The organism is Pseudomonas nitroreducens, from assembly GCF_014204515.1.
GTDB lineage: Bacteria > Pseudomonadota > Gammaproteobacteria > Pseudomonadales > Pseudomonadaceae > Pseudomonas > Pseudomonas nitritireducens_A.
The window spans coordinates 28198-40845 of sequence record NZ_JACHLI010000008.1 but is presented as its reverse complement, the minus strand read 5'-3'; the positions used below and the strand labels follow the sequence as shown (position 1 = coordinate 40845).

The 12648-nt window shown below is 67.2% G+C and carries 10 protein-coding genes and 3 tRNA genes; 10 read left to right on the top strand and 3 right to left on the bottom strand.

Annotated elements, in window-relative coordinates; translation table 11 throughout:
- The first annotated feature begins 5 nt into the window (after nt 1-5).
- The 4 genes from HNP46_RS12285 to HNP46_RS12270 all read left to right on the top strand — a co-directional run bounded on the left by HNP46_RS12285 (nt 6) and on the right by HNP46_RS12270 (nt 1373).
- The gene (locus HNP46_RS12285) at nt 6-764 is read left to right on the top strand and encodes an SDR family oxidoreductase (protein WP_184589524.1); all 759 of its coding nucleotides are present in this window, start codon (nt 6-8) and stop codon (nt 762-764) included.
- 265 nt (nt 765-1029) lie between these two features.
- Nucleotides 1030-1105: transfer RNA gene (locus HNP46_RS12280), tRNA-Val, on the top strand.
- Nucleotides 1106-1121: 16 nt separating this feature from the next.
- Nucleotides 1122-1198 (top strand) — tRNA-Asp (locus HNP46_RS12275).
- A 98-nt stretch (nt 1199-1296) separates the two neighbouring features.
- Nucleotides 1297-1373, top strand: a tRNA-Asp gene (locus HNP46_RS12270).
- A 252-nt stretch (nt 1374-1625) separates the two neighbouring features.
- Here HNP46_RS12270 and HNP46_RS12265 read toward each other — a convergent pair.
- Nucleotides 1626-2663, bottom strand: coding sequence for an AraC family transcriptional regulator (locus HNP46_RS12265; protein WP_184589227.1), 1038 nt, complete (start codon nt 2661-2663; stop codon nt 1626-1628).
- Nucleotides 2660-3778, bottom strand: coding sequence for a carbon-nitrogen hydrolase family protein (locus HNP46_RS12260; RefSeq protein ID WP_184589522.1), 1119 nt, complete (start codon nt 3776-3778; stop codon nt 2660-2662). Before HNP46_RS12260 ends, HNP46_RS12265 begins: the two co-directional genes overlap by 4 nt.
- A 211-nt stretch (nt 3779-3989) precedes the next feature.
- Between HNP46_RS12260 and HNP46_RS12255 the strand changes: the two genes are divergently transcribed.
- From HNP46_RS12255 to HNP46_RS12245, 3 genes are all read left to right on the top strand, one after another.
- Nucleotides 3990-6023, top strand: coding sequence for an NADPH-dependent 2,4-dienoyl-CoA reductase (locus HNP46_RS12255; RefSeq protein ID WP_184589225.1), 2034 nt, complete (start codon nt 3990-3992; stop codon nt 6021-6023).
- Nucleotides 6024-6310: 287 nt separating this feature from the next.
- On the top strand, nt 6311-7771 hold the full coding sequence (locus tag HNP46_RS12250; protein WP_184589223.1) for a chromosome partitioning protein ParA: 1461 nt from the start codon (nt 6311-6313) through the stop codon (nt 7769-7771).
- Nucleotides 7772-7823: 52 nt separating this feature from the next.
- Complete coding sequence (locus tag HNP46_RS12245) at nt 7824-8726, top strand: 1-aminocyclopropane-1-carboxylate deaminase/D-cysteine desulfhydrase (protein ID WP_260403158.1); 903 nt, start codon at nt 7824-7826, stop codon at nt 8724-8726.
- On the opposite strand, the gene HNP46_RS12240 is transcribed toward HNP46_RS12245, so the two are convergent.
- Nucleotides 8714-9652: a DUF1853 family protein gene (locus tag HNP46_RS12240; RefSeq protein WP_184589220.1), complete on the bottom strand. Its 939-nt coding sequence runs from the start codon at nt 9650-9652 to the stop codon at nt 8714-8716. The genes HNP46_RS12245 and HNP46_RS12240 overlap by 13 nt on opposite strands.
- Nucleotides 9653-9764: 112 nt before the next feature.
- On the opposite strand from HNP46_RS12240, the gene HNP46_RS12235 reads away from it, so the two are divergent.
- Genes HNP46_RS12235 through HNP46_RS12225 form a run of 3 tightly spaced genes read left to right on the top strand, consistent with a single transcriptional unit; the run spans nt 9765 to nt 12501 of the window.
- Entirely contained in the window at nt 9765-10652 is an 888-nt protein-coding gene (locus HNP46_RS12235; RefSeq protein ID WP_017519352.1) for an NAD(+) kinase, read from the top strand.
- Complete coding sequence (locus HNP46_RS12230) at nt 10652-11632, top strand: metallophosphoesterase (protein WP_184589218.1); 981 nt, start codon at nt 10652-10654, stop codon at nt 11630-11632. Before HNP46_RS12235 ends, HNP46_RS12230 begins: the two co-directional genes overlap by 1 nt.
- Nucleotides 11629-12501, top strand: a complete 873-nt coding sequence (locus HNP46_RS12225) for a rhomboid family intramembrane serine protease (RefSeq protein ID WP_184589216.1) — start codon at nt 11629-11631, stop codon at nt 12499-12501. The genes HNP46_RS12230 and HNP46_RS12225 overlap by 4 nt, the downstream gene beginning before the upstream one ends.
- Nucleotides 12502-12648 lie beyond the last annotated feature (147 nt).

Here is a 12648-nt window from a genome sequence, read left to right as displayed (position 1 = left end):
GCGTGATGGACGCCCTGGGCAACGGCCAGGTGGTGCTGGTCACCGGTGCAGCACACGGCATTGGCCTGGGCGTCGCTGCGTGGCTGGTCGCCGAGGGCTGGCAGGTGGTGCTGGCGGATATCGACCGCGAGCGCGGCCCGAAGGTGGCGGCGGCGCTGGGCGAACGCGCCAGCTTCATCGCGCTGGACGTGGCCAACGAAGGGCAGGTCGCTGCGGCCGTGGCCGAGTTGATCGGCCAGTTCGGTCGCCTCGACGCGCTGGTGAGCAACGCTGCCATCGCCCGGCCGCACAATACGCCGCTGGAGAGCCTTGGCCTGAACGAGTGGAACCGCACCCTGGCGGTGAACCTCACTGGTCCGCTGCTGCTGGCCAAGCACTGCGCGCCGTACCTGCGCGCGCACAGCGGCGCCATCGTCAACATCGCCTCCACCCGCGCGCACCAGTCCGAGCCGAACTCCGAAGCCTACGCGGCGAGCAAGGGCGGGCTGCTGTCGCTGACCCATGCCCTGGCCAGCAGCCTGGGCCCGGACATTCGCGTCAACGCGATTTCCCCTGGCTGGATCGACGCCCGCGACCTGCGCGAGCGGGAGGCGGAGCCGCTGACCGAGCTGGACCACGACCAGCACCTGGTCGGTCGTGTCGGCACGGTCGAGGACGTCGCTGCGGCGGTGGCCTGGCTGATCGGCGACAGCGCCGGCTTCGTCACCGCGCAGGAGCTGGTGATCGATGGCGGCATGACCCGCAAGATGATCTACCTCGACTGAGCGTCGGGTGTGGCAGAGCAGGGCGGCCCAGGGGTCGCCCTTTTCTTTTCCTGTGGGTTCAGGCATCAGGCGCTTCGCGAGCAAGCTCGCTCCTACAAGTACGTTCTTGATCCAGCCTGTAGGAGCGAGCGTGCTCGCGAACCCTGTCCGGCACCGACGCCGAAATCACCGCGCCGAACTTTTTTCGCGGAAAATGAAAAAAAGTTCAATCAGGGCATTGACTTAGGATCAGCCGGCTGTAGAATGCGCCCCACTTCGAGACGAAGGGTGATTAGCTCAGCTGGGAGAGCATCTGCCTTACAAGCAGAGGGTCGGCGGTTCGATCCCGTCATCACCCACCACTCTCGCAAGTTACGCGCAGCGGTAGTTCAGTCGGTTAGAATACCGGCCTGTCACGCCGGGGGTCGCGGGTTCGAGTCCCGTCCGCTGCGCCATTTTCCCCCTCCTTGGTTCATTGCCCCGAACCAGCTTGTCGAGTGATTCACTCCAGGCGCCAGGAGGTTGCTGTACCGGACGCAAGTCCAACCGACACGCAGCGGTAGTTCAGTCGGTTAGAATACCGGCCTGTCACGCCGGGGGTCGCGGGTTCGAGTCCCGTCCGCTGCGCCATATTCGAAAGCCCTCAGGTAGCAATACCTGAGGGTTTTTTCGTTTCCGTCCGAAAATTCCAGCCGTCGCTCTGTAAGACGCTGTCACAGCTCGTTCACCTTTGCCGTCTAGCTTTTTTCCTGTGGTCTTTGCTAAAACCGGATCGAACGGTCAGGAGAAAAGCCAATGGACGACTATCAGGAAGAACTGCTGGAACAGCACGCGGCAGAGAAGGATCATCCGGAGCCGGCCGACGACGCCACCCAGATGTGATCAGGCGCTGTGGCGCTGGGCGCGGCGGAATTCCCCGGGCGTCTGCCCGCTCCAGCGCTTGAAGGCGCGCTGGAAGGCCTCGGCGGAGGCAAAGCCGAGCAGGTAGGCGATCTCGCCGAAGGCGAGGTCGGTGTCGCGGATGTAGATCATCGCCAGGTCGCGGCGGGTGTCGTTGAGGATGCTGCGGAACTGCGTGCCTTCCTCGGCGAGCTTGCGCCGTAGTGTCCAGGTCGGCAGCTTCAGGCGCGCCGCCACTTCTTCCAGGTCCGGCTCGCGGCCGTTGAGCATCGGGCCCAGCAACTGGGCAACGCGCTCGCGCAGGCTGCGCGTGCGGGTCAACTGCTCCAGCTCCTTCTCGCAGATATCCAGCAGTTGCCGCCAGGTGCTTGGGCAATGGTCCGGGTTGGCGCGCGCCAGCGTGGCCTGGTCCAGGCGCAGCTGGTTGTGCTCGGCGCCGAACTCCACCGGGCAGTCGAGCATCTCCTCGAAGCGTGCTGCCCAGGCGGGCGCCGGGTACTCGATCTGCACCTTCTGCGCACGCAGAGGCTGTGCACCGATGCTGCCGAGCATGCTCACCCAGCCGGCCAGTACCGAGTCCACCACGAAGCGGTTGTAGGCGTTGTACGGGCTGATGGAGTAGAAGCGCAGCCAGGCGCCGCTGGAATCTTCGATGAAGCTGCTCTGGCCGCGGTAGTTCTGCGCGTAGAGCGGCTCGTAGCGGATCAGCGCGCGGGCAGCGGCGCGCAGGTTGGGGGCCTGGGCGGCAGTGACGCCGGCCAGGCCGCTCTGGCTCGGTCGGCTCAGCTGGCCCATGCGCAGGCCGAGGGCGGGGTCGCCGCTCTGCTGGATGGCCGCGTGCCCCAGGCGCATGTAGCGGGGAATCGACAGGCGTGCGCCGGGTTCGCCCAGGCGCGCGGTGTCCAGTCCGTACTGTTCGAGCAATGGCTGCGGAGCGACGCCGCTTTCAGCCAGGGCATCGGCGAGGCTATGGACGAAGCCCACCGAAAGATCGCCCAGGCGCATGGTCGGGCGGTTCATAGCCAGAGGTTGATCAGGCGCGCGCCCGGGCCTTCAGGTGCCAGGGTATGGCTGTCGCCGTTGACCACCAGGCTGCGCCCGTCGCTGCCCAGGTCCCACAGGTGGCCGCGCATGAATACGGTGATGCCGGCGTGGGCGCCACTCTCGCCGAGGCGGCCGGCCAGGGCCAGGCGTTCCCAGGCCTGGCCTTCGCTGAGGTCGCCGGGCTTGAGCGTCACGTCGCTGGGCGTGGGGGCGCCGTTGTAGCCCTTCCACGGCTTGTTCCAGTTGCCGTTGCCGGTGAGGAAGGCGGGGACGGCGATGATGTCCGGCTTGTTCGCCGCCAGGGCGGCGTAGCTCGCCGGGTACCAGCTGTCGGCGCAGACCAGCACGCCCAGGCGCCCGGCCGGAGTCTGCAGGACCTGCAGGTCATCCGGGTCGCCGCCGCGGGTGAAGCCTTTCTCGTCGTCGATGGGGAACAGCTTGCGCTGCGGCTTGCCCAGCGGCTGGCCATCGCTGCCGAAGACCTGGGTGACGTTGTAGAGGCGGCCGTTGCCGGTGCGCAGCTGCCCTTCGACGATGCGCGGATTGGGCAGCACGATGGAGCCGGCGACGAGGGTCACGCCGAATTCCCTGGCCAGGCCGCCGAACAGCGTCTGGTAGTCGTGGGCCATGTCCACCGCCTTCATGCGGAACAGCGCATCGGCCATGCGGTCCTCGCCCTTGGCGCCGAGCCAGCCGCGCGCCACTTTCAGCGGGTTGCTGGCGACCATCCATTCCATGGCCTCGGCCAGGTGCTCGGTCTGGTAGACCTCGGGCTTCTCGCCGGCGGCTACCAGCCAGGTGCCGATGTGCTCGGGGAACACCACCACGGTGCGCGGGTTGATCAGCCCTTCGTCGCGGGCCTTGGCCAGGTAGGCGTGGAACTTCAGACGCAGGCGCTCGACGCTCTGGTAGTCCTGGGTGAACAGCTCCGGCTGCACGCCCAGCAGGTTGCCGCGCTCGGAGGGTTGGCCCTGATTCAGCGCGACCTGGCTACGCAGGTCGGAGAGGTAGTGCCCCACCGGGCGACGCTCCGCCCAGCCGGCATAACCGGCGAAGATCAGCACCAGGACGAGGAAGATCAGCTTGCGCATATAAGGACGGGTACTCATGGGATGCAGCACAGGGTAGGGCCTGGGCCGGGCGTTGCCAAGGCGGCGTGTCATCTTGGGTCAGTAACTTGTCATTTTCGATCATTGAGCGGCGCGGGGGTGCTGCTTAGAGTCTGCCCCATACCGACCGCGCCCCATGCCTCGCCGTTCCGCAGGCTGAGGGCGCGGCATCATCGTGAATGCCGGAGGAATCATGACCGCCACTTATCCACACCTGCTCGAGCCGCTGGACCTGGGCTTCACCACCCTGCGCAACCGTACCCTGATGGGCTCCATGCACACCGGTCTGGAAGAGAAGCCCCAGGGCTTCGAGCGCATGGCGGCCTATTTCGCCGAGCGCGCCCGTGGCGGCGTCGGCCTGATGGTCACCGGCGGCATCGGCCCGAACGATGAAGGCGGCGTGTACTCCGGTGCGGCCAAGCTGACCACTGTCGAGGAAGCCGAGAAGCACAAGATCGTCACCCAGGCGGTGCACGAGGCGGGCGGCAAGATCTGCATGCAGATCCTTCACGCCGGTCGTTACGCCTACAGCCCCAAGTCCGTCGCCCCCAGTGCCATCCAGGCGCCGATCAACCCGTTCAAGCCGCGCGAGCTGGATGAAGAGGGCATCGAGAAGCAGATCGCCGACTTCGTCAACTGCTCCGCCCTGGCCCAGGTGGCCGGTTACGACGGCGTCGAAATCATGGGTTCGGAAGGCTACTTCATCAACCAGTTCCTGGTCGCCCACACCAACCACCGTACCGACCGCTGGGGCGGCAGCTACGAGAACCGCATGCGCCTGCCGGTGGAAATCGTCCGCCGCGTGCGCGAGGCCGTGGGTCCGAATTTCATCATCATCTACCGCCTGTCGATGCTCGACCTGGTGGAAGGCGGCAGCACCTGGGACGAGGTCGTCCTGCTGGCCAAGGCCATCGAGCAGGCCGGCGCCACCATCATCAACACCGGCATCGGCTGGCACGAAGCGCGCATCCCGACCATCGCCACCAAGGTGCCGCGTGCGGCCTTCACCAAGGTCACCGCCAAGCTGCGCGGCGAAGTCAGCATCCCGCTGTGTACCACCAACCGCATCAACACCCCGGAAGTCGCCGATCAGGTACTGGCCGAAGGCGACGCCGACATGGTCTCCATGGCCCGGCCGTTCCTCGCCGACCCGGACTTCGTCAACAAGGCCGCCGAAGGCCGTGCCGACGAGATCAACACCTGCATCGGCTGCAACCAGGCCTGCCTGGACCACACCTTCGGCGGCAAGCTGACCAGCTGCCTGGTGAACCCGCGCGCCTGCCACGAGACCGAGCTGAACTACATCCCGACCACCCACGTGAAGAAGATCGCCGTGGTCGGCGCCGGCCCCGCTGGCCTGTCCGCCGCCACCGTGGCGGCCGAGCGTGGCCACGAGGTGACCCTGTTCGATTCCGCCAGCGAGATCGGCGGCCAGTTCAACGTCGCCAAGCGCGTGCCGGGCAAGGAAGAGTTCTACGAGACCCTGCGCTACTTCAAGCGCAAGGTGGAAACCACCGGGGTGAACCTGCAGCTGAACACCCGCGTCAGCGTCGATGACCTGGTCAAGGGCGGTTTCGACGAGATCATCCTCGCCACCGGCATCGTGCCGCGCACCCCGGCCATTCCGGGCATCGACAACGCCAAGGTGATCAGCTACCTGGACGCCATCCTCGAACGCAAGCCGGTCGGCCACAGCGCCGCGGTGATCGGCGCCGGCGGCATCGGCTTCGACGTCTCCGAGTTCATCACCCACGGCGGCGAGTCCACCAGCCTGGATCGCCACGCGTTCTGGCAGGAGTGGGGCATCGACGAGAAGCTGGAAGCCCGTGGTGGCATCGCCGGCATCCAGGCCCATCCGCATGCTGCGGCGCGCCAGGTGTTCCTGCTGCAGCGCAAGAAATCCAAGGTCGGCGACGGCCTGGGCAAGACCACCGGCTGGATCCACCGCACGGGCCTGAAGAACAAGCAGGTGCAGATGCTCAACAGCGTCGAGTACCTCAAGGTCGACAACGACGGCCTGCACATCAGCATCGCCGGCGGCGAGCCGCAGGTGCTGCCGGTGGACAGCGTGATCGTCTGCGCCGGCCAGGACCCGCTGCGCGAACTGCACGACGGCCTGGTCGCCGCCGGCCAGAGCGTGCACCTGATCGGGGGGGGCGACGTGGCGGCCGAGCTGGATGCCAAGCGCGCCATCAACCAGGGCTCGCGCCTGGCCGCCGAGATCTGATGGGGTTGCGACCTGGGTCGGCTGAGACCCAGGTCGCAAAACCGGGCCCGGAAAAGTTCCCTTCCGGGCCTGGAAACCCTCTGGAAAATCCAACCGCGTCACAGAATTATCCAGCCAGTCAACCGCCCGGCGCGACCGCCGGGGCCGGTGCCAACCGAGTCACATTGCCTGCGACATCAATTCCCCTAGACTTGCCCGGATGTCGGTATTTTCCGGCTGTCCGGGCGCTGCATTTCTGACAGCTCCTTTCTCCAGACTTCCTCCCGCACCCGCCCAGAGGTCAATCCATGAGCATGCAGAAGAAGCCTCAGATGGTGGAAGCCGTGGTCTTCTTCAATGACCATGGCGTCTGCAAGGAAATGCTCTATCCCGAGTTCGAGGCGCTGCTCGACAACGTCGTGCAGATGCCGGAGTACGCCGATCAGCAGATGCAGCTGGCCTACGTGCTGATCAACCCGCGCCTGCTGGTCAAGGCGGTGGTGTTCTTCTACCTGGATTTCGACGAGAAGGGCGAAGCCGATCGTGGCTGGAACCTGCCGCTGCGCAATCTCGCCGACCGCGCCGGGCGTGGTCCGGACATGGGCGCCGGGCCCATCCGCCTGGCCTGCCGTAGCCAGTGCCCGGTGTCCTGGCATCAGATGCACCTGTGGGACCCGACCCTGGAAGCCGGCAGGAATCATCTGGTGCAGTTGCGCGAAGCGGTCAAGCGCAACCACCTCGGCCTGCTGGTGGAAGAGGAGCCCGCCGCGGTGGAGCTCGAGCGCCTGCAGATGGCCGACGAGCACCAGTGGTATGCCCCCGCCGAGGAATCCCGCGAGGAGGCCGAGAAGCTCGCCCGCGCCATGCTCCAGGAGCACCAGCAGAAGACCGCTGACCTGCTCGGCCAGCACGAGACGCGTCTGTCGCAGATCAGCCAGCAGCACGAGGAGGAACTCAGCCGCCTGAAGCTCGGCGCGCAGGAGCAGGTCCAGGTGCTGCAGGCCGAACTCGCCGCCCTGCGCGAGGGCCTCAAGCGCGAGGAAGAGATCAACGCAGGCCTGCGCCGCGAACTGGATGGCCAGGCCAATGGGTTCCAGCGCGGCCGCGAGGAGCTGACGGCGCAGCTGCGACATATCGAGCAGAGCGGCCGCGACGAGCTGGAGCAGCTGCGCCAGCAGATCGAGGAAGAATCGCGCACCCGCGTGGCCAGCCTGGAGGCTCGCTACAAGGAACAGCTGGCTGTCCGTGACGTCGAGCTGGGCTATCGCAACGAGCTCGACCAGCAGCTGCAGCAGGAAAACCAGCAGCTGCGCCAGGAAGCCGGGCAACTGCGCGATGAGACCGCACAACTGCGCGAACTGGCCGGCCAGCTGCAGCAGAGCGCCCAAAGCCTGCGCCAGGAGCTGGAGGGGCTGAGCGCCAAGGCCAACGAGGCTTCGGCGCTGGAACAGCTGTCCGCCCTCGGGGTGATCTTCGTGGTGTACCATCCCGGCGCCGGTCATCTGACCCTGTCCCTGCAGGATGTCGCCCGTTACCAGGAAAACCCCATGGCGTACGCCGCCGCCAAGTGCTTCGTCGCCGAAGACCAGTACCGCGCCTGGCTCGCCCATTACCAGCAACCCGCCTGCGAAGGACGACTGTCCAACGGCGAGCGCTGTGCCATGCCCATCGACCGCGTGGAAACCCCTGGCCGCTTCGTCGAAGGCGACAGCAACTGCTGCACTCGGCACAAGACCGCCGGCCGGCTGCGCAGCGTCACCACTGGCTGATCGGGGAGCCTGGCGCTTCCCCGACTGGCGCCCCGCAGCACCGCTACAGCGCTTGCACCTGGATTGGCTCGACTGCGCCGGCATTGAGCTGGCGCTGTTGCGCCTGGACCTCGTCGACGTGCAGGTCTGCGGCAACAAGTGGTTCAAGCTTGCGCCTTACCTGAAGCAGGCCGCCGATCTCGGCCTGGACGGCGTGATGACCCTGGGCGGCGCCCATTCCAATCACCTGCATGCGGTGGCGGCAGCCGGCGCGCGCTTCGGCTTCGAAACCGTCGGACTGCTGCGCGGGGAAGAGCAGGACAATCCCACCGTCGCCGACCTGCGCCAGCTGGGCATGCAGCTGCACTGGCTGGGCTATGGCGGCTATCGCCGGCGCCATGAGGCGAATTTCTGGTCACCCTGGCAGGAACGCTATCCCCAGCTGCTCGCGGTGGGTGAGGGCGGCGGTGGACTGCCCGGTGCGCAGGGCTGCGCGCCGCTGGTGGAGCAGATTCGCCGGCAACTGGGGGATATCGGTTGGGACGACTATCAACAACTCTGGGTGGCTTGCGGCACCGGCACGACCCTGGCCGGCCTGGTACTGGGTGAGGGCGGTGCGCATCCGGTGGTCGGCGCCATGGCGGTGCCTGCGGGGCACGGCGTCGAGACCCAGGTGCCCGAGTTGCTGCTGGAAGCGGGGGGTACTGACAGCGGCTATCGCCTGATCGACGCCAGCCGCGGCGGATTCGCCAGAATCGACGCGGCGCTGGCCCGCTTCATTCTGGCGACCGAAGCCGAATGTGGCGTACCGCTGGAGCCGCTGTACACCGGCAAGCTGCTGCTGGCGCTGCACGATGAGATCGTCGCCGGACGCATCGCCCACGGCACGCGTATCGTCGCCATCCACAGCGGCGGCCTGCAGGGGCGCCGGGCGCTGGAAGAGCAGTTGCAGTCGCTGGCCGCTCAGCGCGAATAGCCGCTGTGGACCCGCGGCCAGCGGTCGCCCACCAGGAACAGCCTTTCCTGCTCACGCCAGCGGCCTTGCTGCGGCTCCAGGCGCACCAGCATCTGCGGGAAACCGTCATCCGGCAGTCCTGCCAGCCACTCGGCGAATCGGGCTTCGCTCCAGCAGGCGTCTTCGGCTGCCGGGGCCAGCCAGTGCTTGCGTGACAGCACCTGCCAGCCCTGCGGGTTCTGTGCCTGGTAGGTGGGCCAGGCGTGGCGGTGCAGCCAGCGCCCGCGCAGGTGGGTGTTGCTGGAGCCGGCGGGCGGCGGGCAGGGCGTCGGCCAGGAGTAGAACAGGTAGCCACCCAGCCAGAGTCCGGGCGTCGGGCTGGCGTCGCTGAACTGGCGCACCACTGCCAGCCCTTCGGGCGTGGCCGAAAGCGGCAGCTGGTGCTGGTAGAAGTGTTCTACCTTGCGCAGCAGATGGTCCTCGGCGCCCGGCCCGAGCCAGGAGTCGGGACCGTCGTCGCTGGGGCCCAGGTAGAGCTTGATGGCCAGTTCCAGGTGGTGCAGGCCCTCGTCGTCCTGCAGCAGCAGGTCCAGCTCGCCGAGGGTCTGGCCGTTGTCGCGCACCGGCAGGTTGGCTGCCAGCAGGCGCAGGTCCGGCGCGCGCTCCAGGGCGTATTGCCAGAGGCGCTCGTAGTAGCGACCCAGGCGCTGGTGCGGAGCAGCCTGCAGTTGTTCCAGCAACTCGTCCGGCGACTGCTCCTGGGCGCGCAGCCAATCGGCCAGGCGCGCGGGTTGCGAGTGCCAGCGGCTGGCCGCCAGCGGGTGGCGCAGGGCCGGACTGCCGGGCTGCAGCAGGGGCGGCGAGAGCAGCGTCCAGGCGAGGTCGCGGACCTGCGGCTGGCGCAGGCCGATCAGCAGCTCTTCGAGCAGGGCGGTGAAGTCGGTCATGCGGGAAGCCTAGCCGCTTTGCCCGCGCTCCGGCCAAGCTGCGGTTTGCCGCTGCTTCCGCGTTTCGCCCATAATTCCGCCATTCGAGTAGCGCAACGCCGTCCGGAGTCCCATGGAACCCTTTCGCAATATCGGCATCATCGGCCGCCTGGGCAGCACCCAGGTCCTGGAAACCATCCGTCGGCTGAAGAAATTCCTCACCGAGCGCCACCTGCATGTGATCCTCGAGGACACCATCGCCGAGGTCCTGCCCGGCCACGGCCTGCAGACCTGCTCGCGGAAGATCATGGGCGAGATCTGCGACCTGGTGATAGTCGTCGGCGGCGACGGCAGCATGCTCGGCGCCGCCCGCGCCCTGGCACGCCACAAGGTGCCGGTGCTGGGGATCAACCGCGGCAGCCTGGGCTTCCTTACAGACATCCGCCCCGACGAGCTGGAAACGAAAGTCGCCGAAGTACTGGGCGGCCAGTACATCGTCGAGAGCCGCTTCCTGCTCGATGCCCTGGTGCGCCGCCACGGCGAATCCATCGGCCAGGGCGACGCGCTGAACGACGTGGTGCTGCACCCTGGCAAATCCACGCGGATGATCGAGTTCGAGCTGTACATCGACGGCCAGTTCGTCTGCAGCCAGAAGGCCGACGGCCTGATCGTCGCCACCCCGACCGGCTCCACCGCCTACGCGCTGTCCGCCGGTGGGCCGATCATGCATCCCAAGCTGGATGCCATCGTGGTGGTGCCGATGTACCCGCACATGCTCTCCAGCCGGCCCATCGTGGTGGACGGCAACAGCGAGCTGAAGATCGTCGTCTCGCCGAACATGCAGATCTACCCGCAGGTCTCCTGCGACGGCCAGAACCACTTCACCTGCGCGCCGGGCGATACCGTCACGGTGAGCAAGAAGCCGCAGAAACTGCGCCTGATCCACCCCATCGACCACAACTACTACGAGGTCTGCCGGACCAAGCTGGGCTGGGGCAGCCGCCTCGGGAGCAGCGAGTGATGGAACTCGACCCGTCACGCGGCTACGACCTGATCGGCGACATCCACGGCTGCGCACACACCCTCGACCACCTGCTGGAGCGCCTCGGCTATCGGCTGCAGGGCGGCGTGTGGCGGCACGGGCGGCGCCAGGCGCTGTTCCTCGGCGACATCATCGACCGTGGCCCGCGCATCCGCGAGGCGTTGCATCGGGTGCACGACATGGTCGCCGCCGGCGAGGCGCTGTGCATCATGGGCAACCATGAGTTCAACGCCCTGGGCTGGTCCATGCCGGCCGCGCCCGGCAGCGGTCGCCAGTACGTGCGCGAGCACACGCCGCGCCATGCCCGATTGATCAAGGAAACCCTGGAGCAGTTCGAGGGCCACCCGGCGGACTGGCGCGACTTCCTCGGCTGGTTCCAGGAGATGCCGCTGTTCCTCGATGCCGGGCGTTTCCGCATGGTCCATGCCTGCTGGGACCACGGCGTGATCGATACGCTGCGCCAGCAGTTCCATGATGGCCGCATCGACGAGGCCTTCCTCAAGGCCACAGCCGAACCCGGCAGTTTCGCCCAGCAGGCCTGCGATCGCCTGCTGCGCGGTACCGACATGCGCCTGCCCAACGGCATGACGCTGACCGGCAGCGACGGCTTCACCCGCTCGGCGTTCCGCACCAAGTTCTGGGCAGAGGACCGCGCGCCGGAAACCTACGGCGATATCGTATTCCAGCCCGACGCACTGCCCGACGAAGTGGCCAGCGAGCGCCTGAGCGAGGAACAGAAATCGCGCCTGCTGACCTACGGCGCCAACGAGCCGCTGCTGTTCGTCGGCCATTACTGGCGGCGCGGCACGCCCGCGCCGATCCGCCCGAACCTCGCCTGCCTGGACTACAGCGCGGTGATGTACGGCAAGCTCGCGGCCTACCGGCTGGACAACGAGCAGCGCCTGGAGCGCGACAAGTTCGTGTGGGTGGATGTGAAGCGGCCGGAGGGCGATGAGTGAGCGCGATCGAAGCGATGCGACTGCCGGCGGCGGTCGACCTGGGCCAGTTCGTCACCCTGCTGCAACGGCTGAACGTGCCGTTCCGGGTCAGCGAGGAGTCCGGCGAGCAGGTACTCTGGGTGCCCAATGCGCAACTGGCGGAGCAGGTCCGCACCTTGTATGAGCGCTATCCGCAGGGCGACCCGCAGTTCACCCTGCAGGCCGAGCCGCAGCGTCGTGGGCCGGGCTTCCTGCAGCAGTTGAAGATGAGCCGGATGACCGCCGCGGTGTTGCTGGTGACCTTCGTGGTGGCCGCCATCACCCTGCTCGGCACTTCACCGGAGACCCTGCGCTGGTTCACCTTCCAGAATTTCCAGCTGGTCGGCGAGGATCGCGCGCTGTTCTATCCGCTCTCCGACTCGCTGGCGCAGGGCCAGTGGTGGCGCCTGTTCACGCCGATGCTGATCCACTTCGGCTGGCTGCACCTGGCGATGAACGCCATGTGGTATTGGGAGCTGGGCCGACGCATCGAGTACCGCCAGGGGCCGTGGCTGCTGCTGGGGCTGAGCCTGGGCTTCGGTCTAGTGGCCAACCTGGTGCAGTACAGCTGGGGCGGGGCGAGCCTGTTCGGCGGCTTGTCCGGCGTGCTCTACGGCCTGCTCGGCCACTGCTGGATCTTCCAGCGCCTGGCGCCGACGCCGGCCTACCACCTGCCCAAGGGTGTGGTGGCGATGATGCTGATCTGGCTGCTGGTGTGCCTGTCGGGCGTGATCGACCTGCTGGGCTTTGGTTCCATCGCCAACGGCGCCCATGTCGGCGGCCTGGTGGCGGGTTGCCTGAGCGGATTGATCGGCGGACTGCTGGCGCGGCGTCGCTCCAGCGCTTCGTAGGATGGTGTGGAGCGCAGCGATACCCATCGATCCGTGCAACAACAGCATGGGTATCGCTTAGGCTCCACCCATCCCACGAATTGATCCTCGCACGCTGGCGCAAGCTCGCTCCTACAGGAAAGCCCGCCATTTGACCGGCGTTCGTGC

Excerpts from the sequence above, each read along its gene's own strand:
- HNP46_RS12285 (WP_184589524.1), top strand. The coding sequence starts at position 6 with ATGGACGCCCTGGGCAACGGCCAGGTGGTGCTGGTCACCGGTGCAGCA.
- HNP46_RS12265 (WP_184589227.1), bottom strand. The coding sequence starts at position 2,663 with ATGAACCGCCCGACCATGCGCCTGGGCGATCTTTCGGTGGGCTTCGTC.
- HNP46_RS12260 (WP_184589522.1), bottom strand. The coding sequence starts at position 3,778 with ATGCGCAAGCTGATCTTCCTCGTCCTGGTGCTGATCTTCGCCGGTTAT.
- HNP46_RS12255 (WP_184589225.1), top strand. The coding sequence starts at position 3,990 with ATGACCGCCACTTATCCACACCTGCTCGAGCCGCTGGACCTGGGCTTC.
- HNP46_RS12250 (WP_184589223.1), top strand. The coding sequence starts at position 6,311 with ATGAGCATGCAGAAGAAGCCTCAGATGGTGGAAGCCGTGGTCTTCTTC.
- HNP46_RS12240 (WP_184589220.1), bottom strand. The coding sequence starts at position 9,652 with ATGACCGACTTCACCGCCCTGCTCGAAGAGCTGCTGATCGGCCTGCGC.
- HNP46_RS12235 (WP_017519352.1), top strand. The coding sequence starts at position 9,765 with ATGGAACCCTTTCGCAATATCGGCATCATCGGCCGCCTGGGCAGCACC.
- HNP46_RS12230 (WP_184589218.1), top strand. The coding sequence starts at position 10,652 with ATGGAACTCGACCCGTCACGCGGCTACGACCTGATCGGCGACATCCAC.